Below are 24,745 nucleotides of genomic sequence, written 5' to 3'. Positions count from 1 at the left end.
TCCCCGTCTGGCCAGACGGGGATCGATAGTGCCATAGGGCAACCGTCCTGAGCGCATTGCAGCTGCAATGCAACGGACGTGCTCACTGTTCTGTAATCACTCGACTGGAGCGACGGCCGTCGCTGTGGCGGCGAGTGACCTTCCTGTTGGGTGCCAGCCCAAGCTTCTTTAGTTGCGATTCCGTCCACCCAGCGGCGAGGGCTTCGCGGCGCGCTTGGTTGGCATGCTTTTCGGCTTCGCTTTCGGCCTGTATGGCGGCCGCATGCTGGTGGGCGGCTTCTTCTAGCCGGATGCCAGCTTGGATCTTGTTCTCAACTTCTGCATGGGCTGCTTCGCGGATTGCTTCACTCATGATTAGCAATCTACATGCAGTGACGTTTCTGAACTAGAGACGGTGCTGAGTGTTTCATCGTTTCATTGTGAATCTCACCTTGTAGAGAGGTTCTGTGAAACTCATATTTTTGGATGCACGTATGCTACCGGCGCTTGCCGGTAGTAGCATGGTCACCATGCGAGGCGGTCTTGTGTTCTTCCGAGGTGATGGGAACGCTGCGCGCGCCTACCTCGAATCTGATCACAGCCACGCTGACGAGTATTACTTGGAGCACGGCGCGGCAGTGGCAGCCTGGAGCGCCCGTGACGCCTCCGGTGCGGTGACGGCCGCTGCACAGCTGGAGGGTGAGCAGTACCAGTCATGGGTTGATTGGGTAGACCCGCTCACGGGTGAGAAGCGGGGGAGTCCTCGCATGGCTTCGCGGATCGCCAAGGACGGCAGCATGAAGACTGCTGCGGCGTCGCCGCGGTTTGTTGAGATGACGGTGAACGCCGACAAAACGTTGTCGGTTGCGGCCGCCCTGTCGCCCGAGGTATCCGCTGCGTTCGATGAAGCGCAGGCGGCTGCGGTCGAGGCCATGCAGGCGTATATGGCTGAGCACTCAGTGACTCGCGTGGGCCCGTTGGGGGCGCAGCGGTTGGTGCCGGTTGAGCGGCTGGAATCGGTGGCGGTTGTGCACCGCTCGTCGCGAGCTGGCGACCCGCACCGCCACGTGCATGTGCAGTGGAGTACGCGCGTATTTGCCGCTGGCAAGTGGCGCGGTATGCACACGGCTGCAACGATCAAGCAGCAGGCCGCGCTGCGTGGTGTCGGTGAGGCTGCAATCAACAACCACGCTGGGCTGCGCGCAGCATTGGCTGGCGCTGGGTTCACGTTCAATGCAGCTAAGGGTGAGGTTGATGAACTGACCAGTCACGCGCGGCTGTTGTCGAAACGGTCTGTACAGATCGAACGTAACCTGGTGCAGCTCGAACGCGACTGGCGAGAGCTGCACCCCGAGCAGGAGCCGGACAAGGAGTTGCGACGCCGCTGGGAGTGGGAAGCGTGGGCGAAGGATCGCCCCCAGAAGCGCCGCATTCAGGAGCACCCAGAACAGAAGTGGCGCGACGAGCTGCAAGCGGCGGGCCTCCAGGTCGAGGGGTTCGAGCGCGTGCAGGCGCAGCCGCTTGCGTCGCTGTTCGAGATCGACCGCGAGCAGCTAGCCGAGGATGCGGTGAGGGCCGCTGAGGTTCGCGGCTCGGCATGGTCGGTCGCTGACCTTGAAGGCTTCGTAGGTGTGGCTGTTGCGAAAGAGAATGTGCAGGCAACACCGGCTGAGGTACGCACCTATGTGCGCGACGTTGCCGAAGAGATCGCGGGCACGTTGCCAACCCTTGACGTAGACGCCAACGGGGCCGTGCCCGAATGGGTGAGGCAGTACACCAGTGACCACGTGCTGCGCGTGGAACGTGACGTGCGCGAACGCCTCCAAGAGCGCGGGCTGGCGTCCGGGCTCACCGTGTCCGATGAACCGACCGAAGGACTTAATGCGCAGCAGGCGCAGGCAGCGCGTGCGCTGGCATCAGCTGCGCCCCTCGTTGTTGTCGAGGGTGCGGCAGGCAGCGGCAAGACGACCATGTTGGGCGTCGCCCGTGACATGGCATCGAAGGACGGCCGCAAGCTCGTTGTGGTGGCTCCCACGCTGCGTGCAGCGAAGGAAGCAGCCGAGGCAACCGGCGCTCGTGCATCCAGCGCGCACAAGCTCGCGCACGAGTACGGTTTTCGCTGGGATGGTGGCCGCTGGCAGCGGCTTGCAGTGGGGGGCTCTGAGGTGCACGGCGGCATCTACGCTGGGCCGAGCGAAGCGTTCCAGCTCGACCGCAATAGCCGTCTTGTCATAGACGAGGGCGGCATGATCGATCAAGAGCTGGCGCACGCGCTCACGACGATCACAGACGAGACGGGCGCGGGCCTGGCGCTGATCGGAGATCGCCAACAGTTGCCCGCTGTCGGCCGCGGAGGCGTGCTCGATATGGCGGTGGCTGCGTCGCCGCAGCCGATAGACATGTCGGAGGTACACCGATTCCGGCAGGAGGGTTACGCCGACCTCACACGGAAGCTGCGCCAAGCAGCGCCGGGTGACGACGCGGGCGCAGCGTACCTGTTCATGAAGATGCAGGACGGCGGCAACATCATGGTGCACAGCAGTTTGGAAGCTGCGCACGCGCACTTGGTGGCTGACACCGTTGCCAAGGCAACGACAGGTGCCAGCGTCGCGGTGGCGGTGACCTCGAATGAGCAGGCCGACGAACTCAACGCGCAGGTGCAGCGCGCGCATGAGCGTGCTGGGAACACCCGCACGGCCGGTGTCGCTGTCGAAGGCAGGGACGGGCTCACGTTGCGCATTGGTGACCGGCTCATGACGCGCAGCAATGACAAGCAGCTGGGCGTCGCTAACCGTGATGTGTGGACAGTGCGCCGCGTGCACCGCGACGGCTCCGTGACTGTCCGCGAGAAGGGCGCAACGGTGCGCTTGCCGAAGGGATACGTGCAGGAGCACACGCACCTGGCGTACGCCTCGACCGTGTACGGCGTGCAGGGCGCAACGGTTGATTTCGCGCATGGCGTGGTGGACGAGTCCACCACGGCGCAATCGCTGTACGTGGCTGCGACCCGAGGCCGGGAAAACAATGTGCTGCACATCGTGGACGGTGACAACATGGCCCCTGTGGAGATGTTCAGCGCTGCGCTTGCCCGAGAAGGTGGAGATCGTGGCACAGCAGTAGCAACGGCGGCCGCCAGCCGTGACGTTGCCGGGCTTGACCTCACTGCCGCAGCTCAGAGCGACCCGGCGCTACGCGCTGAACGAGAAGCGTTCGAACAGCGCCGTTACCAGGCGCAGCTGCGCGCGTGGGATGTTGCCCGCAAGGAATGGGAACGAAAGAACCCCGGCGGCGAGCCCGAGACATGGCACGAGCGGTTTGAGGAAGCGCAGCAGCGTACTCATGGAGCGGAACAGCGCGTGCGTGACGTTCGGCGCGAGGTCGAGCAGACGGCCGAGCACGAGCACGGGCAGGCGTGGGAAGCCGACTGGCAGCAGGTCGAGCAGACCCGCGCAGCGAAGGAGCGCGCGAGCCTCCTTACCCGTCGTAAAGCAGATCAGGAGGCGGCCGCGGCCGCCGAACGGTTCCGGAAGCGACACCAGGCAGAGCCAGCGCCGCGGCCGTCGACGGCGACCGTGGACAAGTGGCGTGCTGACGCCACGGTGACCGGCGCATCACCGTTGCTGGATCAGGCACGGCACGACCGCGACGAGGCCAAGGTGCGCGAGCGGCACTTGCAGAACTCCAAGCCGTCGTTTGGCCCGAAGCCTCCGCGGCCGACAGCGGGCACGGCTGTGCAAGAAGCAGCCAAGGATGCCGCGCACAAGCAGCGCGTGCAGCGCCGCCAGGAGCAGCAGGCTGCACAGCCCGCGGCCGAGCAGCACACGGTGAAGCAGCGCCGCGGCGGCCCAACGCTCAACCGATGAATTGTAGAAACCCCTGCAACGGCCTGGTGGCCGGCGGCAGGGGTTTCTACAACGTGGCGGAGATCGCTACTGGTTCTTGATTCCCGCTTCATCGAGGCGCACGTGCACACGGTGCCCGTTGCCGCAGGCGCGCAGCACGCCCTGGTCTTCACCAACGAGGTAGGGCAGGTGATAGTCCACGACGTTGCGCAGGAAGTCGTGCAGCATGGCGGGCGATTGCTCGACCTCTTGCCATTGCAGCCACATCGCGACCAGCCGATGCAGCGCGTCGGGGTGGTCGCGCCACTGAACGCACCAGACCGTTTTGCTCTGCCTTGCGCCTGTGAGGCTCCCCAGCAGCGTCGATTCCACAAACAGTACGAACGCATCCGGCAACGGCGTATCGGCCGTCAGCGGAAGCTGTAGTGCCTCGCTGGGATCGTCTGCGAATTCTTCTCCGTCGTAGTGGTCGTGTTCGAGCTCAGACATTCGTACTCACCTTCTTCTGTTGCGCTGCGCGGCGGCGCAGGTACTTCTTCAACCGTCGATCCTTGCTCGCTGGCATCATGCGTGTGAGCACCGGCCGCATACTCGACGGAAGCACGATCATGCGGTCAAGATCGAGCGCTGCCAGATCGGCCACGTCCAAGATGGGTTCGCGTCGGCTGCTGCTGCTGCTGGTTCGTTGTCCTTGCTGATAGCCCGATGAAGTCTCGGTGTACTCGTAGTCACCGATCCGCTTTGACAGGTTGCTTAGAAACTTGTCCGAGGCGTTGCCGCCCGCGAACACCTGCACTGTGGCTGCGTTCCACAGCGCAGCGAATCCGTCACGACCCCACACTTTTTCGCCCTGTTCTTCGCTTTGCAGGATCGTCAACGGGATGATGCCGCGGCTGCCCCAGGTCGAGTATTTCGACGGCAGATCAGGCAGACGGCAGATGTTCGCCGCTTCATCGAGTAGAACGAGCATCGGCGTTTCCCGGCGGCCGGTCGCGGTCTTCGCAGCTGCCCGTTCGGCTGCTTGCGTGATTGCCTCTGTCAGCGCGGCAATGAGCGGCCCTGCCCCGCCGGACTCTTCACTGATCAGATACGCGGTATCTGACGGTGCAGCTGCGAACACTTCTGGGTCGAATGCGGGCTGGCCAGCTCGCGGGGTTACCCACGAGCGCATTTCGGACGAGGCGAGAAAGCCGACAGAGCCACGAGCGTGCGCGTAGACGCCCGAGCGAGTCTCCCGAACCATCTGCATTTTCGCTGCGATCTCCGCCGCGACCGCGGGGTGGTCTTCTTTCAGAACCTGCACGGGCGTATCGTCTTCGTCGTCGCGCAGCCACTGCGCAACATCGGGCAGGGTCTTGCCACTGACCGCGGCTGCAAAAATGCACCCGCCCAAGAGTGCGCGCCCCTCAGTGGGGAAGAACTGATCTTTGCCGTCGTTCTCCCCGAACGTGGCGACACTAAACACTTTCGCCAGTCGGTCGGCATCCTCCAGCGTGCGAATTTGTGTCAGTGGGTTCCACCAGGCGCGGTGCTTCTGGTGTGCCTCCGCCAGTCCTTGCGGGTCAAACACCCACACGCGGCCGAGCGCTGCGCGTTCGGCCACCGTGGCTTCCAGCACGTCCGGCTTCACGGACGTGGACACGCACGCCCCAGGGGACAGCAACACATTGGGCACCACGACGGTGCGTGTCTTGCCGCGCCGCGGGCCAGCGATCATCACCAACGTGTCCTCATAGGTGGCCCGCAGTGGAGTGTTCCCTGCCACGGTGTAGCCCAGCTGCACGCCGGGATACGTGGCCGGGTTGAGCCCCAATTTCCCCTTGTTTGTTTTCCGAACTTCCGACGGCCGTAGTCGCTCTAGGCCGCGGCCGTGCGCCATGAGCGACGCGGCAGTATCGATCGGTCGGCGTCGACGGCCCAGCACAATGCGGGCCGCGACGTAGCCGCCCAATAGGAGCAGCAGCGGTGTGAGCAGCAGCAGCAGCGCGGCCGTGTGGTGCCCGCTCCACGGTGCTCCTTCAAGCACCCACAGCACCGGGTTCACAAACTCCCGTTCGCCTGCCAGGCGGGCTGCAAGTGATGGGAGCGCCAGTGCCCCCGCCCCGCTGAGTACGAGCAGCAGCACGGCTACTTGCCCGCCGTAGCCGGGGCTTGGGCGTCGAGTTATTGCTGACATGGGTCTGTGTCCTCTCGCTCAGGCAAGCTCTACGCCGTGCTGGCGAAGCCAGGCCACGGGGTCGATGTTTTCGCCGTTGTGTTTCACTTCGAAATGCAGGTGCGGGCCAGTGGAATAGCCCGAGCTGCCTTGCGCGCCGATCAGTTGTCCGCCCTCAACGGGCGCGCCCTTCTCGACCAAGACGCCCTCTGTTTCCATGTGCACGTACCACGTGATGTAGCCGCTGCCATGATCGATCTCGATAATCCACGCGCCGTAGCTGTCTTGGAACACGTCAGCGACGGTGCCCGAGGCCACCGAGTAGATGGGGGCTCCAGCACCACCGGAAAAGTCGGTGCCGTTGTGAAACACCGATACGCCAGAGATGGGGTCTGTGCGCCACCCATACGGGGATGTGATGGGATCGCCCGCGGTTGGCTGGCTCCATCCGTCAGCGGTCAGCGTGCCAGAGCTACCGCAGTCGTCGCCGCCGGTGATCTCGGCCACGACTTCTACGGCTTCTTCCCAATGCGCGGCGTACAGGTTCGCGTCAGCGTTCACCTGCACTTCGTGCGCTGCGATGTGCGGCTCCATCGTTTCCCAGCCGCCCAGGTTCGACAAGTCGGTGTAGAAGATTCGCGACGCTTCGGTTGGGTTCATCCGCTGCGCCAGCGTGCCCTTGAAGCCCTGCTGCTGGAACAGGCCCAGGCTGTCGGCAATCGACCCATCAGGGTTTACGGCTTCGTCGCCGTAATCGAGGTTTTGCAGCGTGGATTCTTCCATCGCTGTCATGACACCGATCTGCGCACCCCGCAGGCCCAGCTCAAATTCGTTCGAGACGGTAATGATCGTCGCGGCGTGCTCCAGCTGCTCACCGCTGTATCCGGCGACGGTGCCGAGGTCTTCCACGTCGGCCACACACACATTGCCGCCGCCGCCCCCACCGAACACGGCAGGGGCCGCGGCCGCAACGGTCACCGGCAGAAACAGTGCTCCTGCAACAGCAACACCTACGAGTGCGTGGCGCTTCTTCATAGCGGCTGGAATCCTTCGTCAGTGTCCGTCAGCTGCATCTCCAGCTCTGACCGTTCGTGCTTGACGTGGATCTCCGGCTGCCCGGCAACCTTCAAGACAAACTCGCCAGGCTTCAACCGCCGGATCGTGTCTGCCGTGCCCGGCTGGAGATTGAACGTATTGACCGTCCAGTTGATCGCCGCCGACTCCTGCAACCCGTGAATGTAGACCGTCTGTGCCTCCTGCACGAGGGCGTAGCCGGGTGAATCCGAAGGTATGTCGGTGCCCTTGTGAATGTTCATGACGTTCGACAGGCCCAAGGCACGAGACAGCTTCGTTGACGACCGAATGATCGAGGCCGTAGGCCCGCCCACAGCGTGCCAGCCTTCTTCCCAGATCAGCGTTGTCTGCCAGCCACGTTCCCGCCGCAGCCGCCCCAGAAGCCACATGTACGCCATAGACGACACCACCGGGATCGCGGGGCCGTCGTCAGGCAGCTGCGAAATGTCCCAGCTTGTCAGGCGACCCGCCAGCTCAACGTTCTTGCTCGTTTCTCCATCGAGCAGACCATAGTAGGAGTCCAACAGTGTTGTCAGCGCAAACCGCAGTTCGATACCCGCCAAGTGCAGCGCGTCGCGTCCGGCCGGTTCCAGGTTCTTCGCGTAGTCAGCGACGTTGCCAAGTTCGGGCAGTACGTCAGCGACGACGAGTGCGCGGCCGCGTTCGGCCGCCGACGCGCGTCGCAGCGCCGAGCGCAGCGACTCTTCATCGAACGCCGACAAGTCGCGGCCGAGCTGCAACCGCAGCGCGTTACTCAACAACGCGAAATGCGCGCTAGCTCGCGGCCGCGCAGCATCGCTGGGCGCGTCCATTTGCATGCCCGCAAACGATGGATCGAGCAAGTTGATGCGTGTGCCGCCCAGGTCGTTGGTGAACGTGATGGGCTCTGTGCCAAAGGCCCGGCACAGCCGAGCGTATTCGCCCTGCTCGCCTTGCTGTTTCTTGTCCAGCACCACCACGCGTCGACCGTCGAGGATTAGCGGGCGCAGCCCGTCGATGGTCTTCGATGCCGAGGATTTCCCCATCCCCACATCGCCCATGCGAACCACGTTGGTGCTGGTCACGAGGCGTGGTGTCGCACGGTAGCCCGTGACACCATCGTGCGCGACTAGGCGCTCACTCAGCATGTCGCGGCCATTCACGATGCCCTCGGCACCCGTTGAGGCCGCGACAATGCCGGTGTTCAGCACTTCCGCCTGCCTGGTGGTCGACGGTGCACCGTTGGCAATCGGCCCGTACCAACCGCGGCGTGCCTTGCGGTAGTCGGCAATAAGCCGCGCCCCAGGGTAGCTGTCTGGTGCTTGCTCGCCAGCTGCAAGTTCTTCTGCCGTTGGCCCCTTATCCAGGCCCAGACGGCGCGCTGCGCGCTCGATGCGCCGGTTTCGGCGCTGTTGCTTGCCAGTCTCGGCCGAGACTGGCTGCGCGGTTTCTTCTGCCGGTGCCGGTGCCGATTGCACCGCAGCTGCACGCTGTTTGCTTCGCATCACAGTTCCCCCTGCTGCTTCTTGCCTGCCATTGCGTCGAGCACGCGCGCGCCGACATTGCGCCGAGGGCCACGCGCTCCGCGCCCCAGTGGCCATGTTGTGCCCGCTGCTGCTGCTTGGTATGAATCCATCCACTCAACGGCTTCGATGCCGATGCTGATGCAGGTGTCTTCCAGCTGCCGTGTGGCCCGCTGGAGTTCTGCTTTCGAACGTCCCGAGATCGTCACGTACCCCACCCAGGCGTCGCCATGATGCGAGCTACCGGGGGCAATGTCATGGCTGCGCCGAATTGCCGCCGAGGCAGTCACATCGAGGCCGGTGTCACCGACCTGCCCCTTTCGTGCCCGTGCATACTGCTCAGCCATGTCGCTGGTGAGGTCACGCTCGGCCCGCGCCCGAGATTCGGCCGCGGGGATCAGCACATGATGAAAGGAGATCGTGCGCACGCAATCCAGGCCCAATGACAACAGCTGTAGGTGCCACAGCGGCCGCCGCGGCACCGCGGCAAACGCTTCGCCGCTGAGGCGCGCTGTGCGGTGCCACCACTGGCTGCCCTCGTTGGGCTGTGTCACATAGGCCGAGAACGTGTCGGCCGACGGGACGCCGAACCGATCCGGTTCTACATCAGCCACGCTGTCCAAGGGCATATCAGGGTCTTGCATATGCCGCATCAGCGCTGCCGTCCGGCGAGCCGACAGCGGGCGCACGAACGTATAGTGCGCCTCGTGCAACTGCGCCTCCACCGAGGCGATCTCTTCATCCATCAGCTCCCGCCAGCCTTCGCGGCCTTCACCGCGCGACGCGGCCACGTCCAAGAACCCGGCCGAGATCGGCCAGCTGCACACGATGAAATGCCGCTGCGTCATAGACCCAGCGCTCGTGCTCTGCACGACCTCGCTATAGGACTGCTGCAATGCCGTCGAAGCATCAGAAGCGAGATTGGCAACAACCCACGCTTCGTGCTCCGCTGTATCGGCAGGCATCACCCGAGTGATGGTCTGCACGCGCCGCAGCAGCTTGCCAGACGCGCCATAGTTCGCCAGGAACAACCCGAACGCCTCCGCTCCGCGATCCACAGCTTCGGCCGACTGCAAGCCGCGCAGCTGGCCACCGACTTCAAACGTCACGGTCAGGGTGGTTTCGGCACCGTCCCATGACTGCCACGCAATGCCCGGCTCACGGTGCGACGAGCGCAGCCAGCCGAGCCCGGCGGCACCGTCTGGCATCACTCGCATACCCGCGAGCTCACGCGCCGCAGCCCTTCGCTCACGCCGCGGCGAGGAAGCCTCCGCTGCGCGGGCCGCTTCCCACGCGTCTTCGCTCCAGGGCACGAATCGGTCGTGCCCTGCTTTCACACGGGCCTTCCAACGGCGGCGCGCCGTCCACCGGCCCAGCGCAGTGCCGCGGTGTGTCTTCTGTGTCATACCGACCACCACTGGCATGCCGATCAACGCCAAGAGGAACGGCCAAAACGACTGCGTCACGGCCGCCAGAACGATTGCCCCAGCTGCCACGACTCCCAGGCCGATCAAGCGAGGTCGAGACTGCTGCCCGAATATGGTTCGGTCGCCAGCCTCCCCGCCCAAGATGCGCTCAGAGGTCATCGTCATGATTGCTTCTCCTCACCAATGACTCGCGTATCCAGCTCCGCCGCCTGCTGCGCCTCACGTCGAGCGCGGCGCGTTCCGGCCTTCACGACCTCGGCACCTATTGCGACCGCTGCCACACCAGCGGCGGCACCGCCCGTTGCCGCTGTTGCTCCAGCTCCAGCGGCTGCCGTGCCCGCAACCTTTGCTCCGGCCGCAGCCTTACCACCTGCCGCCGCGGCACCCGCGGCTTTCCCGCCGCTAGCGGCGGCCGCCTTGCCTGCCCCAGCGCTTGCACCCGACGCCACGCGGGGGGCCACAGTCTGGCCGCCCTGTGCCGCTGCGCCTTGCGACGCTCCGCCACCGGACGATGCCGGGGCGCTACGGCCGCCGCCTCCCCCGCTCTTGGCCTGTGCTCGCTGGCTTGCGCTGCGAGCACTCGATACATCATGCAGCGACCGCGCACCGATCGACCCGGACGATCCGCCCGACGATGGAGCAGAAGCAGCCTGCCCCAGCACTGGCGCGTAACGCATCAGCAGGAACGGCGAGAAGCAGACAATGAGCATCATGATGATGGACACCGCGGCCGAGATCAGCGATGCAAACCCCGTCGACGGGTCACCCGCTCCAGTGAACGCGTCTATCGAGTCCCCGCCGAAAGCGGCAACGGCGTGGAATGTCACGCCCAGCAAGAACACGACCAACGGCCGAACGAGCATCAGCATCAACCAGGCCATAGCGAGCTTGCCGCCCGCGGCACGATTGCGCGGGTTCAGCATCATTACCAGCCCCAGCGGCACAATCACGCCGAGCAGATACAGCGACACGAGCTGCACCAGCAGCACGAAAAACAGCATCAGGAACGAGGCCCAGTAGCCCAGCATGAGAATAATTCCCATGAAGACGCCACCGGTAAGTACCTCGGTGTCCAAGCCTCCAACTTGGTTCGTGATCGTCGCCGAGAACGAATCGTACGAACCGCCCATCGCCCAGGACGCCAACCCCTCTGTCGCCAGATTCACCAGTTGATTCACGAGCAACCCAGCCACAGGGCCGAACATCGCGCACAGCAAGAACACCGGCGTGTACACAAACAGCGTTTGGAACACTTCGCTGCCAGCAACCGCCGTGTCTTTCGCCTGCGCAGCCTGCGCAATCTGCTTCAAGATCAGCACTGCCATAACCAGCACCGCTGCACCAAAACTGATCGCATATGACATGAGCCACCAGTCAGCCGTGAGATCAGGGCTCGTGAGCTGCAACATGATCGGGAACAGCTCACCGCTGATCCCTGCCGCACCCTCCTGCATGGCACGGAACAACGACCCCATTGGGTCGGTCGCCCAATTCAACGCAGTGTTGAAGTTGTTTATCGGAGTCTCGAAGTCGTCGCAGAGAAAGGCAAACAGCCCGCAGTCGTCGGCATCCATCAGCACGCCCCCGTAAAGCTCACGCCCTTGTCGAGCACTTCTTGTGGCGGCATCGGCCGACCAGCTTCGTTCGTGACCTTCCAGCCTTCGTCTTCCCAGACGAGAACGAGCTTCGTCGCCCTGGCGATGCTTCCGTCCCGCTCACCATCGATTTCCCAGAAGTAAGCGATGGTGACTTCTGCGCGCCCTTGCTCTTCGCCGAATGAATTGAGATACCAGGCACCACCAACCATCGTTGCTTGCACCGGCATACCCGGTGGTGCCACGTCCGGCGCAATCGTCGGCTGGCTGTCGAACGCGGTCTCGATTTCCTCGTCGCCAACATCGATTAGGTCCTCTACCGCTGCCAGTTCAATCTTCGTTGCATAGGGGTATCGCTGGAGGAACTTAATAGTTGCTGCCGCGACTTCGACGGCACCGTATGCGGTGTGTGGTGCTCGCTCGCGCGCTTCTAGCAGCATGTCTGCATCCGGTATGTTGCCTGCAATGCAGCCGGTCGGTTGTGGATCGAGCACGTGGTACTCACCATCGACCGTCGTTTCTGTCGGCGTCGCTGACGGCGACGGCGCCACAGGAGAGGTAGTCTCCGGCGGCGCCGTGTCGTCAGTTCCAGCGTTGGCACTCCCCCACCAGGCAGCCGCGACCACCAAGGCGATAACGAGGGCGACGCCCGCGATTACCCAGGGCAGCCGCGACCGCGGTTGCGGATTGTACGGAAGCTGACTCATTGCCCTGCCCCTTACGCGCCAGCCTGGTTGGCAAAGGCCACCAGGGCACCGACAATGACCGCTATGAGCAAGCACAGCGTGAAGATGATGCCTGACCAGATCATCTGACCGCGCGCCTCTGAAAGCCGCTCCGGGTTCCGTGAGGCCGTTGCCGCAGACGACTTACCGAACGACAGCACCAGAAAGATGCCCGACACGATCAGGACGATGCCCCAAACCGCAGCGAGTACCTGCTTCCACAGGGCATCGAACAGTGGGCCGAATACCGTGAGATCGGGGCCGATTCCGTCAAAGGGGTTCATCAGTTCTTCTCCGTTTCCCGCTGCTCTTGCAGCGTGGTTATGACCGCTGCTGCAACGTGCAGCAACGCTTCGGTTGTGGCCGGTTGAAGCTTCGAAAGTGTGACCTCGGAACGTTCCCCGAGATGGGGGTCTGAGGGCACATCGAGGATGTTGCGCACGTTGAGCTGCGCCAGAACATCGTCAACGCGCTGCACGGTCGACGGCTCCGCGTCGACGTAGCGCAGACGAACAATCGTTGCTCCGCTCACGAGGCGCGCCCCGTGCTCGGTCTGGCGCAAGTCTCGAATGAGAGCGAGGACGTGCTGCAATGAGTCCGCGGCGTCTGTCACCGGGATTACTAGAGCGTCAGCGGCCGCGACCGCGGACACGAACGCGCCCGATGTATAGACGTTGCCCGAGTCGAATACTTGCAGCGAGTAGTACGCACTCAGCAGCTCGTGCACAGCGGCGACGTGCTCACCCGTGAGCAAAGTTCTTGGGTTCGGTGACCCGATCACCGCCGCGTGTGAGGTCTGAGGCGCGGTGTAGCCGCCCAGCTCACCGGCCGAGCTGATCGTGGAAACATCACGCACCAGCTCGCCAAGGCCGCGCCGTGGCGTGCCTTCGCTGCGCAATGCCAGCGTGCCGGGATCGTCTGAGACCTCAGCGATCACCGTCTGGCCACCGCGCACTGAGGCGAACGTGCCGCCCAGGGCAATCGACAAGCTGGTCTTGCCAATGCCGCCCTTTGGCTGCGCGATCAGAACTGTCTGGCTGCGCGTGAATGTCGCCTGACGCACCCGAGCTTCCGCAGCCGCGAGAGCCGCTGTGCGCTCCCGTGCGGCCCGCTCCCCCGCCCCAGGCCCAACAGGGAGGCCGAGCCGCGCGAGTGCCCCACGGAGGCCTTGCGTGGCCTTGCCGTCGACGGCCTGCTGCTGCTGTCTCTCGCCATGCAACCAGGAACCCGACAAGTCCATGCTCAGCGCTTCGATGTCCAACCGCGGCGCAGCTGGCGGCTGCTGCATCGGCTGCTGCTGAACTCCAATTGGATTCTCAACAGGTGCTCCCGCGACCATGCCCGGCGTATACGCGGCAGGCGGAGGGGTGAAGTCACCAGGCTGCTGCCGCAGCTCCTTGCGTGTGATCGGCTCACCTTCCGCCGACTCTTCGTAATCGCCTGCTCGGCGTGCTCCTTCAAAAACCACGGCTACTCACCTTCGTTCGTTTCTGTCCACACATTGCGCAGAGCAAGCCTCTTTGCTGGTGCGAATCTAAATGTAAGGCAGTCAGCTGACACAAACTCTGAGTACAAAATCGGCCCGGTGGTGTAGCTAGCTGCATCCACTGGGGAATCACCGATGCCTAAAGTTGTGTTAGCTATAGTTCCCATAGCCCTACTCTATCGCGCACGGTGACAAATCACCAGTGCAGACCGCGCATATTTCCTTATTGGCATTACTCGGTCACGCACCATCTTGTTTACACGTGCCGCATCCTCGGTATAGTTCCCTTTATGAGTCTACGCAATAGGGGCCGTCCGGGGCTACAAGGCATACGGGACAATGGAAAGATGCCTGAGCGTGTTTCTGCTGAGTCGGAGTTCTCCGAACCCGCACTGCGCTTCCATGATGCGGTTACCTCGCGTGCCAGGCTCATCGTCATCAAGACAATCGCCAAGCACCCAGGCATCACGGTGAACCAGCTCAACGAAGCGCTGGAATTGTCACAACCTGCAATCTCCCTCAGCCTTAAACACCTTCGAGAACTCGGCTACATCCAGAGCCAGAAATCCACTGAGGACGGCAGGGTTAGTCACCTCTTTGTGAACCGCTCGAAGCTAGGTACCGACTTTGCGCACCTGTTCCTCGAACTGCTGCCCTAGACACCCCGCGCGCGATTTCCGCGACGAACGATCCTCGACACGCCGCGCAATGTGCGAGTCCTGTTTCTACCTCTTCCCCTATGATGGGGACATGGACGTGAAACGAGCACCCAGAGGAACCCGCGTCGCCCCCATACGTGCGGCTTGGTCTATCGAGACCCATCGCAAGCAACGCTTCGATCAGATTGCGCGGAAGTCGGGATACACGTCGAGTCTGTTTCTCGAACTCGTCATCGATCACCTTGAAGACGAGCTGACGGATCGAGGCGTACCGAACTGGTTGCCTCAGCCCGAACCTGCTGACGGGGAGCTGCCTATAGACACCGTGTAAACGAGAGGAACCCGCCATAAGGCGGGTTCCTAGATATTCAAAAGTCTCGTGGTTTGAGAAGTTGGCGCTTTTCAAACCAAGTGTTTTCCACTCCGACCGAGTGAAGTCCCTCCCTTTGGCGTACAAAGAAAGGTCTCTGTGTGCCCAACATTAGCACCAAACCTTCGGATATTCATATCCATTTGCCCGCGTCGCTAGAACAGCCGGCCGATTTGCGGCCGCTGACAGCTCGCCAGCGCGCTGCGCGCGCATACGCGCTTGCAGAACGCGCGGCCGCGCCCACGCGCAAGGGTGGATCGTGGCACCGCTCCCCCAGCAACGCTGCCAAGAAGCTGGCTCGATCATGGACGAACCGCGATGACTGGAAGGCCGCTGTGCAGGCCGCTATGGCATCAGAGGACGGGGACAAGGCACGAGAGGGCTCTAATGGGGCTCGCGGCCGCCAGGCGCTCGTGAGCGTCGCCGCTGTGCAAGCTGTTGGCCTGTTCATGGCTGAACACGCTTCTGGTGACGGTTCAGGGGTCACGCTCGCCCACGCCACTATCGCCCGATCCCTCGGCCTCAGCAGCTCCACAGTGCGCCGCGCACGCCGTGTGCTGCGCACTCTCGGCCTCCAGGTCGAGACAGCACCAGGTGGCTACCTCACAGGCATGGAGCGCGCCGAAGCACGCGCGCAACACGGCGGCCGCCAGCTGCGCTGCGCCGCCACAGTGACGCTCTCGCAACCGATCACAGAAGAAGCTGCTGACCACCTACCCCGTAGGGGTTCTTACCCGCTCGCTGCTTCACCTACAAAGATGGTTCCAAGCGGCTCCGCCGCCGGAAAAGCAAAGACGACGAAGAGGCCACAGCGCCAGCATCGGCACCGATGGTCAGCCGAGGCCGTGCACCTGGCAGACCGACTCACTGACGCGCTCCCCTGGCTTGCTGGATTGAGCCGAGGCGTGCTGTGCCGCGCGATCTCGAATGCTGGCATCGACGCCGCTGCCTGGACGGCAGGCGATCTCGTGAGCTGCATGGACAAGCTCAGCGCCGACGAAGGCCGCCGCTTCGCCCTGCCCCCAAAACTCAGCAACCCTGCCGGATTCTTCATCCACCGAATCCGCACCGCTATGACACACGCACGCATGACGGGCTGGGAACGACCCAGCGCCCGCGCCAAGACTCAGGCCGCGCAGACACGTGCCCTGGCCGCGGCCGAGCCCCGGCCCGCTCTCCCACGCGAGACAGCCGCCGAGCTGCACGAAGCCCGAGCTGCATTCCGAGCACAGTTCGCCGCCGACGACCGGCTGCACGAGCTGCAACAGGCCGCCCGAGCCCGCCTCAGTGAAGCCAAACGCGCCGAAGTCATGGCAGAACTCGACCGGGCACGGAACCGCACAGCACGTGTGCTGTAACGACTGCCGCGCAGCGCAAGCCGCCTCTTTGCCATTGAGCTGTAGCCCCGCGCCCAGCTGGATCGAGTGCCGCACACGCCACGTTGTTAACTTGCTTGCATGCTCGCAAGTTAACGTGCTAGATTGTTAACATGATTATTGCAGTCGTAAACCTGAAAGGTGGCGTTGGCAAGACGACCACCGCCGTGCATCTTGCAGCCGGGCTCCACTCGCCCGACTCCCCCGTTGTCCTAATCGATGCTGACCCGCAAGCGTCAGCACTGACTTGGGCTGAGAACGCAGATACCCCTTGGGAAACCATCAGCTTGGCAATCAAATCGCTGGATCGACGGATCGGGCGCTACATGCGCACTGCCGGTGCCGTGCACGCGATCATCGATACCCCGCCAGGTGATCTGTCGATCACCAAGGGCGCACTGCTGGCCGCTGATCTGATTGTCATTCCTTTGCAGCCCACAGGCGCAGACGTGGCACAGATGGCCGAAACAGCCGATTTCGTAGACGCGGTGCGCCGCGAAACCGGCGCACCGGCCGTTGTGCTGCTCACCCGCATGGTGAAGGGCACCGTGGCAGCTCGCACGATCCGCGAAACCTTGGAGCCGTTCGGCCTGCCGATCCTCACCGCAGAAGTGCCGCAGGCACAGGCTGTCGGAATGGTCTACGGCCAGCCGGTCAACGACCTCGGCCACTACGCAACCGTCCTCGAAGAGCTGAAGGAAGTAGCCGCAGCATGAGCACTAAGAACCCCCGCAACTTTGCTGTCGTCGGAAGCTCCCTCGCGCGCCGAGCCAAGCCCGGCGAAACCGCAGGCGCAGACGTGCCACTTGTGCCGTTCGGCACGCGCGTGCCCGAACAGGTCAAGCGCGACCTGAAACGGCTGGCACTAGAACAGGACACGACCGTGCAGGCAGTCGTCACCGAACTGCTGCAAGACTGGATCGCAGAGCACAAGTAAACTTGCTATCTTGCTGCCTTGTTAACATTCTGACTAGCTCACAATCTCTAAGCCATGTGCAGCCGAATCAATGCGGCTGCACATGGGAGGGCCCGGCCACCGGCCGGGACGGCACGAGCACACTCGCGCCTCAGCGTTACCGGCGCTAAGCGCCTTTGCCGTTGTCGCGGGGCGATGGTAGTTCGCACAGTCGCTGCGCACCGCCCGTGCAACGACACAACCCGCAAGCGGATTCTGTCGGCACGTTCGGTTCTCCACTCCAGCTGCTCACGCGGCGAAAGATTCGCCGCCAACGGCAAAAGAAATTAGCTGGAGGAAGACATGCAGGTAATCATCTACACGAAGCCCGGTTGCGTTCAATGCAGCGCAACAACGCGATACCTGGACGACAGGGGAGTGCAGTACGTCGCAGCAGACGTGACCGCCGACGCCGCAGCCCTGGAAGCCGTGCAGCAGCTGGGATACGCTGCCGCCCCCGTGGTCGTCGCAGACGGCAACCACTGGTCAGGGTTCCGGCCCGAGAAGCTGGACGAGATCGCAGGTGCCGCATGAGCGCGGCCGAGCGCAGCGTACGGGCAGAGGCGCAGCTGCGCACGCTCGTATCCCATACCGTGCTCACCGATCCCGACGCCGTGCAGCTGGCGCAGCAGTTCGACACCGAAGCAGCCTTCTTGAACAGCCCCGAGCTTGCCGAGATCGTACGGCGAGCACTCGACACCGTCGCCGCCAAAGATCAAGAGATTCGGGCCGAGGTGACACCCCAATACGGCGCGCACTTCCCGCATCCGATGGTGCAGCATGTCCTGGATCGTGTGTGGCTGAACGCCCACGATGAATGCAGCTGCAAGCACTGCGCCTAGCCCCTCGCAGGCCACGAGCAGTGGCGTACTCTGCCCTCATGGACTTTCCCGAGCTTGACGCCCCTACATGTGATTGTGGCACCGTCGCTGAGCACGGAATCTGCGCCACATGCGAGGCAGAAGCCATGCAGCGCAGGCGACTGATGCGGAGCACTACTCCCAACTGATCGCACTATGTTCACATGCTGACTTGTTGACAAGTTCACGCGTGAACACCAGTCGGGACAGCGCAGCCGCGCTGTCGGCATCTCGAATGCTCGGCCGCAGCATGCGTCCGGCGCTCGCTCGAAGCGTCGAGCAAGCGCAGCCGGCACGGAGGCCGGCGACAGGAGCCGGCCAAGGCCGGCCGTAATCATTTTTGCCGTGAAGCCTTCGGCATTCTCGGGCGCTACATCCTTCGCGCAAGCCACAAGGGCTTCGCCGCACACGCGACATGTCGCGGAGCGTCGCCCCGCTACGCGGTTGCCGCTACGTCTTTCGCTTCGGAAGGCACAGAGTGCCTTCACGGCAAAAAAACGTGGAGGGAGTTTGAAGCCAAGTACCGGAGGTAAAGACATGGCACGCAAGATCAAGACCACCAAGACCGCCGAGCAGCGCCGAGCAGAAGCCGACGAGCTGCAAACGCGCATCACCGAACAGGTGGAAGCGCTCACCGACACGGACGCATGGCACGCGTTCCTAGAGTTTGCGCAGGCGTTCCACAGCTACAGCTTCGGCAACCTCATGCTGATTCAGGGACAGATGCCCGAGGCAACGCAGGTTGCAGGGTTTCGGAAGTGGCAGGAGCTTGGGCGACAGGTGCGCAAGGGGGAGCGCTCGATAAAGATTTTCGGGTACGCCGAGCGCAAAGCGCGCGAGGGTGAAGACACTACCGGCATGAAGAAGAACGCCAAGGGTGAATACGTCGTGCCCTACTTCCCAATGCTGAGCGTGTTCGACATTAGCCAGACCGACGCAACAGAGGCGTGGCAGGAGCCCGAGATCTCGCACCGGCTCACCGGAGCCGATGAAAGCGGCATTTATGCCGCAACCGCCGACTATCTCACCGCGGAAGGGTGGACAGTCGAGCGCGAAGCAATCCCCGGCGAGGCCAACGGCTACACGATGATGGACGGCAGCCGCCGAATCGTCGTAGATGCGCAGCTCAGCGACGCCCAGGCCGCAAAAACACTGCTGCACGAAGCCGCACACGCCCTGCTGCACGAAGCCGACGAGCACGGCGAATACGTCGCACACCGCGGACTGAAAGAGTGCGAAGCCGAAAGCGTGGCCTACATCGTCGCCGGAATCCTCGGACTCGACACCAGCGCCTATAGCGTCGGATACGTCGCCGGATGGATCGAGGGAGACGCCGACGCGATCCGCAGCACCGCAACGGACGTGCTGCGCGCAGCTCACAAAATTGCTGACGCGATCACTACGGAAGCGCCCGCCCTCGCAGCTGCATAACCCAGCGGCAGTGTGTGCACGGTTGCAAGCTCACCGGCACACACTGCCCGCGCAGCGCTCACGCGCTGCCGATGTAAGCCATTCCCGGCCGCACCAGTGCGTCCGGCGCTGACACGCACGAGCGCGCCAGCGCAGCCGGCACGGAGGCCGGCGCCAGGAGCCGGCTAAAGCCGACACCCATTTATGGCGCTAAAGCGCTTTTGTCGGTGGTCGCTGCGCGATTGTACAGACCTCTATTCCTTGCGGGCCACCCGCACACGAAACACGGCCTTCGGCCGCCCTCTGGGCCTCGCGGTGCTCGGTCTTTCGGAGCCGTTCGGCCCTCCAGTCACGCCGGTCAGCGACGGATAAACCGTCGCCCACGACAAAAAAATAGCTGGAGGAAGACATGCAAATAACCATCTACACGAAGCCAGGTTGCGTTCAGTGCACCGCAACTACTCGATACCTGGATGACAGGGGAGTGGTCTACGAAACAGCCGACGTAACTGCCGACGCATCAGCGCTGGCAACCGTGCAACAGCTGGGATACGCCGCTGCACCCGTCGTGGTCGCAGACGGCAAGCACTGGTCAGGATTCCAGCCCACGAAACTCGACCAGATCGGAGCCAAAGCATGAACACCAACACGCGCCCCCGAGGCGCTTCCGCCGTCGTCCTCGACCCCGAAACGCTGCTTGCAGCTGCACGCGCCAAGTTCGGCGGCACTATCGACCACCTGGGCCACGGCCCCCAGCCGCAGATGCTCATTCCCGTGAACCGTGGCGAAGCCGCCGTTGTCAACGGTGAAGGCGTCGGAGAGATCGCAGACGAGGCAGACGAGATCGAAGTCTATTTCGCCTACGGGTTCCAGCTCACGACCGTGAAACTCACCCTTGAAGAGATCGCCCAAGCCGATACCGGCGAGCGCATCGACCTGGCAGACGGCATCCGCACCTTCGGTGCCCGCCTCAGCTCCAACCACCACATCTGGTTCCGCAAGTACGACCAGGACAACAGCCCCAACTAACCAGCCGGTGCGGCCGCCCGAGGCGGCCGCACCGCACCCCACGAATGGAGAACAGCCCATGACTGCAACACAGATCCTTGTACCCAGTGCTAGCTATGGCGGCCACGACTACGGAGATTGCCGACTCAGCATCGAGGAATACGCCGTCGACGGCAGTCCCGCGCTCATTCTGGAAACCGTCGACGGGTCACCAGTCGCCACCGTCACCGTGAACGTCAGCGGCTACGGCATGATGCGCAGCGAAGATGCAGCGTTCTTCGTCAAGGACTACGGAGAGAACAGCGGCATCGCCGCGATGCTCGAAGATCGCGGCATCATCGAAACCACCGGCGGCCTGGCAGGACTCCCGTTCGGTCAGCGCGTCGCAGAGTACCGACTGACAGGGGAATGCACAGCCCCCACCGACCCGCAAGGATGAACAAATGAGAACGCACAGACTGCATACGATCGTCGGGAGCGTACTCGCAATCGCCAGCGCCACCGGCCTACACAGCTGCACCGAAACGAGCGCGGCCGACGACGAGCTGCTGCCCGCTGAAAGCGCACAAGTGATCGCCGTGGTCGACGGTGACACCATCGACGTGCAAACGGCCGATGGAGAAGCGCGCGTGCGCCTAATCGGCCTCGATACGCCCGAAATCAACCGCGACGACGGGCAAGATGACTGCTACGCCCAAGAAGCACGCGACCAGCTCAACGACCTCATCTACGGGAAGACCGTTCAGCTGCGCGCCGATCCCACCCAAGACAACGTGGACAGCTACGGGCGAATGCTGCGCCATATCTACATCGACGGGCAAAGCGCCGCCGTCGTGCTGCTCGAAGCCGGAGCCGCACACGAGTACACCTTTGACGCCCCGTACATCGGGCAAGCCGAGCACCGCGACGCGGAGCACGCCGCGCAAGCCGACCAGCTGGGAATGTGGGGGAGCTGTCAGCACTGACACTGCCACCCACTCAACCAGCTAGTTTAGGCTGGGCTTGACTTGACAATCTAGGCTGGGCTAAACTAGACTCATGAAGCACACGAAGCGCAAAGAGGTAGAGCAGTTCCTCACCAAGGAGGGATTCGCCAGCAAGGGCACCCGTGGCCCGCACGAGAAGTTCCGCCACGAGGACGGGAGAGTGCTCGCACTGCCGCGGCACCGGGTGATCTCACCTGGTGTGCTTCGAGATATTGAAAAGGTCGTTGGCCACGTACCGGCCAGCTGGAAGTAAGGGGGAGCGGCGCATGGACACCTACACCGCAGAAGCTACACACGACAGCCAGTTCTGGAGCATCTACGTTCCAGAACTCGACCGCCACACCCAGGCAGAGAAGTACCGCGAGATCGAAGAAGCAGCCCGCAGCCTCGTTGCGATCCTCCGCGACGTGGACGAAGACAGCTTCACGCTCACCGTGCATAACCGCGACGTGGACGCTGCACTGAACGACTGGCATCAAGCTGAACAGCTCGACGCCGACGCACGCAAGAGCATGACCGCGGCCGCCAATCGCAGGCGCGAGGTAGCGCGCACGCTCAAAGCGCACGGCCTCAGCGGCGAGGACGCAGCCGCAGTGCTCGGCGTCAGCCGCTCCCGAATCTCACAGCTCACCGGAGCGAACCAGTAAGAATCACGTAGATCACGAAGGAGTGAACAATGCATGAGAAGCAACGCACAGTGACCACCCATGTTTCGGATGAGCAGGACAATCTGATGCGTGCCGGAGAATGCGGGTTGACGCTGCGCATGTACGGTGCAGCCAGCGAGTATGACTTGCTTGGAGAGAGTCTATGCGTTCTGCTGCACGAGCACGACGGAGAGCATCAAGCCGCCGATCCCGACGACTACAACAGCCGCATATCGTCGATGCGCACCTTCAGGGACGAAGCGACGGATACAACCACCATTGTTTGCGCGAAGTTGGATACGTTGCGGCAGGAGGGCGAGTGTGGCGTTGTGCTGCTGGAGTGCTACGGTGACCCGGCTGACACGGACAGCTACAGCGAGTTCCACGGCTTCTGTGTTTTGCCGCACGAGCACGACGGAGAGCACCAGAACATCCCCTTCGGCGAATATCACGAACGACGGGACGCTTCGCTGCCGCCGCTTGCGCAGTTCGAGATAATCGTCGTTGACGACGAACAGGAGTAGGCGTGCACGCTGACACCGACCGCGATCACCTGGCAGCGGCGCTAGACGTGCTCCTCGAGTTACTTGATACTGCACAGCGCCGACGCAGCTTCCCTGACGAGAACGAAGGCTACAAACAGGAATCGCTCAAGCAGGAGCGGTTGCGGTACAAGGGATTGCGGGCACAGCTCGCGGCCGATGAACAGCACGGCGTGCCGGTCGCGCGGGAGTTCCTCGACTACGCACTTGGCGTTCACCCAACCGTATTCGACGATGATGAAGACGCTGAGCTGTACGACCTATGGGTCGCGGAACGGCAGCATCCCGCGCCTGCCGAGGCCCGGGAGCATGTGCCTTACATCGACGACTCGCTAGGCTTCTTCGTCCTCTCCTTCCTGATCAGCCACGGCCCCTCCTACACACACGAAGTGCAACAAGCGCTCGACGCCGACGGTGCAGGCTCCCTCGACGCCACGAGCGTGCTGCGAACTCTGCCAATGGGCCTGGTGCAATGGGACGTTACGACTGATCGTTGGCTGGTGAGCAACGACAGTCGCGGATGAATCTTTAACGGTCGGTAGTGGAGGCTTGACACCTCGTGTCCCACCGTGGGACAGTAGGTGTGTCCCACGGTGGGACACGAGGAGGGGTCATGTCGACATTCGAGAGTACGGCCGAAGCGCACCGAGTTGCGCGAGAACGGGCGAGCGTCGCGGCCGCGTTGGAAGCGAGCACGCTGCACACTGCCATCTATGACGCGCGCGAGGCGGGCATGTCGGTGCGGGAAGCAGCCGCCGCCTTGGATGTGTCGAAGTCGACTGTCTCCCGTCATTGGCGCGAGGGACATCGCTGCACTGCGCCGGTTCCCGTGTGGGGCTCAGAGACAGCTTGGCGCGAGGCGCACGCGGCTATCTGGGCACATGATCCTCACGAGGCGGCTGACGACTTCGTGCCGTACGAGTGGATCGAAGAGGGAGGCCAGCGGACAATCCGCGCCCGCTGGCGAGGGGTAGCAGTTCTTGGGCAGCAGGATAGTGGCCGATAACGGTCGATTCTGACGCCCCAACAAGACGCCCTCCCGAGCGCGGCGACACGCCGCCGGGGAGGGCGTCTTTAACGCTGTCAGAACCTGGCGTGTGCGTCCTGGGCTGCGCACCGTTTGTGACACGCTTGCCACATGGCACTGATCGGATACGGGCGCACATCGACGCCGGAGCAAGACGCGGGAGTGCAGCTCGACGCGCTCACCGCCGCTGGCGCTGAGCGCGTCTTCTTAGATGCCGGGCAGTCGAGCCGCAAGCGGGATCGCCCCGAGTGGATCGAGTGCCGCAAGTATCTACGTGCCGGTGACGTGCTGCTGGTCTATCGGCTTGACCGGCTGGCTGGTTCCACGGACATGATGATCGAGCTAATACACGAGCTAGGGGAGTCGGGTATTCACGTTCGCAGTCTGACCGAACCCGAGATTGATACGACGTCGCCTATGGGTCGAGCCCTGTTTGGCATGGTCGCTGTCTTCGTTCAGTTGCGTGTAGACACGATCCGGCAGAACACGCGCGACGGGCTGGCGCGTGCACGCTCGCACGGCCGTATCGGCGGTCGCCCGAGTGTTCAGACGCCGGAGATGATCGCGGCGGCCGCTGCGCTTCGCGGGGGAGGGGCGTCGTTTCGTAGGATCGCAGCGCAGCTCAACGTGTCAGAAGCAACGGTGCGCAGGATGCTGCGCGCGCGGGACGGCTAGGAGTCGCGGCTGCGGTGAGCCTTTCCTGCCACCACGTGGTGCTGCATTGCCACTCGCAGAATTTCATAGATCGATGCACGTTCATCGAACGACGTGTGCGGGAACGGGTGTGCATCAACAGCGTCATAGATCGCGTACATGACCTGTTCGATAAGTGCCGCTCGTTCATTCATGTTCGTTGTTCTTACGAGCAGCGCCTTCGTATCGTCAACTACTTGTTGTGCGCTGGGGATGGTGAGTGCGCGAGCTACTTCGTGGACGAGGGGGAACGGTTCTAAGTGGCGGTGTTCGGGGCATTCGGCAGCGGCGGTGGAAGTTTGGTCATTGTGTTGCCGCTCGAATATGAGCCAGCCCCGCAGGCGTGCAGTTTGCTGCGCGTCTACGATGCCTTCCCCGTCTGGCCAGACGGGGATCGATAGTGCCATAGGGCAACCGTCCTGAGCGC

At 63.2% G+C, this 24,745-nt stretch carries 30 protein-coding genes; 19 read left to right on the top strand and 11 right to left on the bottom strand.

Features of this window, described 5'->3' with window-relative positions; genetic code table 11:
* Positions 1-82 precede the first annotated feature (82 nt).
* The gene (locus CZ674_RS14005; RefSeq protein ID WP_143244686.1) at positions 83-352 is read right to left on the bottom strand and encodes a hypothetical protein; all 270 of its coding nucleotides are present in this window, start codon (positions 350-352) and stop codon (positions 83-85) included.
* 157 nt (positions 353-509) lie between these two features.
* On the opposite strand from CZ674_RS14005, the gene mobF reads away from it, so the two are divergent.
* The gene (gene mobF / locus CZ674_RS07685; protein WP_159456931.1) at positions 510-3,842 is read left to right on the top strand and encodes a MobF family relaxase; all 3,333 of its coding nucleotides are present in this window, start codon (positions 510-512) and stop codon (positions 3,840-3,842) included.
* Positions 3,843-3,908: 66 nt separating this feature from the next.
* On the opposite strand, the gene CZ674_RS07680 is transcribed toward mobF, so the two are convergent.
* The 9 genes from CZ674_RS07680 to CZ674_RS07640 form a co-directional block, all read right to left on the bottom strand.
* A complete protein-coding gene (locus CZ674_RS07680; RefSeq protein WP_086991947.1) occupies positions 3,909-4,310 on the bottom strand; it encodes a DUF4913 domain-containing protein in 402 nt (133 codons plus the stop codon).
* Positions 4,303-5,946, bottom strand: a complete 1,644-nt coding sequence (locus tag CZ674_RS07675; RefSeq protein ID WP_159456930.1) for a type IV secretory system conjugative DNA transfer family protein — start codon at positions 5,944-5,946, stop codon at positions 4,303-4,305. The genes CZ674_RS07680 and CZ674_RS07675 overlap by 8 nt, the downstream gene beginning before the upstream one ends.
* A 69-nt stretch (positions 5,947-6,015) precedes the next feature.
* Positions 6,016-7,011, bottom strand: coding sequence for a M23 family metallopeptidase (locus CZ674_RS07670; protein WP_086991945.1), 996 nt, complete (start codon positions 7,009-7,011; stop codon positions 6,016-6,018).
* Positions 7,008-8,534, bottom strand: a complete 1,527-nt coding sequence (locus CZ674_RS07665; RefSeq protein ID WP_143244685.1) for an ATP/GTP-binding protein — start codon at positions 8,532-8,534, stop codon at positions 7,008-7,010. The genes CZ674_RS07670 and CZ674_RS07665 overlap by 4 nt, the downstream gene beginning before the upstream one ends.
* Entirely contained in the window at positions 8,534-10,144 is a 1,611-nt protein-coding gene (locus CZ674_RS07660; protein ID WP_086991943.1) for a hypothetical protein, read from the bottom strand. The genes CZ674_RS07665 and CZ674_RS07660 overlap by 1 nt, the downstream gene beginning before the upstream one ends.
* Positions 10,141-11,553: a type IV secretion system protein gene (locus tag CZ674_RS07655; RefSeq protein WP_143244684.1), complete on the bottom strand. Its 1,413-nt coding sequence runs from the start codon at positions 11,551-11,553 to the stop codon at positions 10,141-10,143. Before CZ674_RS07655 ends, CZ674_RS07660 begins: the two co-directional genes overlap by 4 nt.
* Positions 11,553-12,281 (bottom strand): hypothetical protein, encoded by a 729-nt coding sequence (locus CZ674_RS14000; protein WP_143244683.1) that lies wholly within the window; start codon positions 12,279-12,281, stop codon positions 11,553-11,555. Before CZ674_RS14000 ends, CZ674_RS07655 begins: the two co-directional genes overlap by 1 nt.
* 11 nt (positions 12,282-12,292) lie before the next feature.
* Positions 12,293-12,583 carry a hypothetical protein gene (locus CZ674_RS07645; RefSeq protein ID WP_086991940.1) on the bottom strand — a complete coding sequence of 97 codons (291 nt, stop codon included), beginning with the start codon at positions 12,581-12,583 and terminating at the stop codon, positions 12,293-12,295.
* Positions 12,583-13,767 (bottom strand): MinD/ParA family ATP-binding protein, encoded by a 1,185-nt coding sequence (locus tag CZ674_RS07640; protein ID WP_143244682.1) that lies wholly within the window; start codon positions 13,765-13,767, stop codon positions 12,583-12,585. The genes CZ674_RS07645 and CZ674_RS07640 overlap by 1 nt, the downstream gene beginning before the upstream one ends.
* A gap of 365 nt (positions 13,768-14,132) precedes the next feature.
* On the opposite strand from CZ674_RS07640, the gene CZ674_RS07635 reads away from it, so the two are divergent.
* The 18 genes from CZ674_RS07635 (at position 14,133) to CZ674_RS07550 (ending at position 24,300) form a co-directional block, all read left to right on the top strand.
* On the top strand, positions 14,133-14,444 hold the full coding sequence (locus tag CZ674_RS07635) for a MarR family transcriptional regulator (protein ID WP_159456929.1): 312 nt from the start codon (positions 14,133-14,135) through the stop codon (positions 14,442-14,444).
* A gap of 91 nt (positions 14,445-14,535) precedes the next feature.
* Positions 14,536-14,775: a hypothetical protein gene (locus CZ674_RS07630; RefSeq protein WP_143244681.1), complete on the top strand. Its 240-nt coding sequence runs from the start codon at positions 14,536-14,538 to the stop codon at positions 14,773-14,775.
* Between the two features lie 212 nt (positions 14,776-14,987).
* Positions 14,988-16,172 carry a helix-turn-helix domain-containing protein gene (locus tag CZ674_RS07625; RefSeq protein WP_086991936.1) on the top strand — a complete coding sequence of 395 codons (1,185 nt, stop codon included), beginning with the start codon at positions 14,988-14,990 and terminating at the stop codon, positions 16,170-16,172.
* Between the two features lie 131 nt (positions 16,173-16,303).
* Positions 16,304-16,906, top strand: coding sequence for a ParA family protein (locus tag CZ674_RS07620; protein WP_086991935.1), 603 nt, complete (start codon positions 16,304-16,306; stop codon positions 16,904-16,906).
* The gene (locus tag CZ674_RS07615; protein ID WP_086991934.1) at positions 16,903-17,127 is read left to right on the top strand and encodes a hypothetical protein; all 225 of its coding nucleotides are present in this window, start codon (positions 16,903-16,905) and stop codon (positions 17,125-17,127) included. Before CZ674_RS07620 ends, CZ674_RS07615 begins: the two co-directional genes overlap by 4 nt.
* A 321-nt stretch (positions 17,128-17,448) precedes the next feature.
* Complete coding sequence (nrdH, locus tag CZ674_RS07610; protein WP_086991933.1) at positions 17,449-17,679, top strand: glutaredoxin-like protein NrdH; 231 nt, start codon at positions 17,449-17,451, stop codon at positions 17,677-17,679.
* Positions 17,676-17,987, top strand: coding sequence for a hypothetical protein (locus CZ674_RS07605; RefSeq protein ID WP_086991932.1), 312 nt, complete (start codon positions 17,676-17,678; stop codon positions 17,985-17,987). The genes nrdH and CZ674_RS07605 overlap by 4 nt, the downstream gene beginning before the upstream one ends.
* Before the next feature lie 555 nt (positions 17,988-18,542).
* Positions 18,543-19,436 carry an ArdC-like ssDNA-binding domain-containing protein gene (locus tag CZ674_RS07600; RefSeq protein WP_086991931.1) on the top strand — a complete coding sequence of 298 codons (894 nt, stop codon included), beginning with the start codon at positions 18,543-18,545 and terminating at the stop codon, positions 19,434-19,436.
* 388 nt (positions 19,437-19,824) lie between these two features.
* Positions 19,825-20,055, top strand: coding sequence for a glutaredoxin family protein (locus tag CZ674_RS07595; RefSeq protein ID WP_086991930.1), 231 nt, complete (start codon positions 19,825-19,827; stop codon positions 20,053-20,055).
* Positions 20,052-20,444 carry a hypothetical protein gene (locus CZ674_RS07590; RefSeq protein ID WP_086991929.1) on the top strand — a complete coding sequence of 131 codons (393 nt, stop codon included), beginning with the start codon at positions 20,052-20,054 and terminating at the stop codon, positions 20,442-20,444. Before CZ674_RS07595 ends, CZ674_RS07590 begins: the two co-directional genes overlap by 4 nt.
* Positions 20,445-20,502: 58 nt before the next feature.
* Positions 20,503-20,862 (top strand): hypothetical protein, encoded by a 360-nt coding sequence (locus tag CZ674_RS07585; RefSeq protein ID WP_086991928.1) that lies wholly within the window; start codon positions 20,503-20,505, stop codon positions 20,860-20,862.
* Positions 20,863-20,866: 4 nt separating this feature from the next.
* Positions 20,867-21,388 (top strand): thermonuclease family protein, encoded by a 522-nt coding sequence (locus tag CZ674_RS07580; protein ID WP_086991927.1) that lies wholly within the window; start codon positions 20,867-20,869, stop codon positions 21,386-21,388.
* A gap of 73 nt (positions 21,389-21,461) precedes the next feature.
* Positions 21,462-21,662 carry a type II toxin-antitoxin system HicA family toxin gene (locus CZ674_RS07575; RefSeq protein ID WP_086991926.1) on the top strand — a complete coding sequence of 67 codons (201 nt, stop codon included), beginning with the start codon at positions 21,462-21,464 and terminating at the stop codon, positions 21,660-21,662.
* 13 nt (positions 21,663-21,675) lie between these two features.
* Complete coding sequence (locus CZ674_RS07570; protein WP_086991925.1) at positions 21,676-22,056, top strand: helix-turn-helix domain-containing protein; 381 nt, start codon at positions 21,676-21,678, stop codon at positions 22,054-22,056.
* 29 nt (positions 22,057-22,085) lie between these two features.
* On the top strand, positions 22,086-22,580 hold the full coding sequence (locus tag CZ674_RS07565) for a hypothetical protein (RefSeq protein WP_086991924.1): 495 nt from the start codon (positions 22,086-22,088) through the stop codon (positions 22,578-22,580).
* Positions 22,581-22,582: 2 nt separating this feature from the next.
* The gene (locus CZ674_RS07560; protein ID WP_086991923.1) at positions 22,583-23,122 is read left to right on the top strand and encodes a hypothetical protein; all 540 of its coding nucleotides are present in this window, start codon (positions 22,583-22,585) and stop codon (positions 23,120-23,122) included.
* A gap of 89 nt (positions 23,123-23,211) precedes the next feature.
* The gene (locus tag CZ674_RS14610; protein WP_143244680.1) at positions 23,212-23,604 is read left to right on the top strand and encodes a helix-turn-helix domain-containing protein; all 393 of its coding nucleotides are present in this window, start codon (positions 23,212-23,214) and stop codon (positions 23,602-23,604) included.
* A 132-nt stretch (positions 23,605-23,736) separates the two neighbouring features.
* A complete protein-coding gene (locus CZ674_RS07550) occupies positions 23,737-24,300 on the top strand; it encodes a recombinase family protein (RefSeq protein WP_086991922.1) in 564 nt (187 codons plus the stop codon).
* Here CZ674_RS07550 and CZ674_RS13995 read toward each other — a convergent pair.
* The coding region (locus CZ674_RS13995) for a hypothetical protein (protein WP_234988500.1) at positions 24,297-24,745 on the bottom strand (449 nt) is incomplete at its 5' end. The two genes, CZ674_RS07550 and CZ674_RS13995, sit on opposite strands and share 4 nt — an antisense overlap.

Origin of the sequence: Agrococcus casei LMG 22410, from assembly GCF_900163565.1 — a bacterium.
In the GTDB taxonomy this organism is placed as follows: Bacteria; Actinomycetota; Actinomycetes; order Actinomycetales; family Microbacteriaceae; genus Agrococcus; species Agrococcus casei.
Note: the sequence above shows the minus strand (reverse complement) of the source record. Positions and strands in the feature narration are given on the sequence as shown.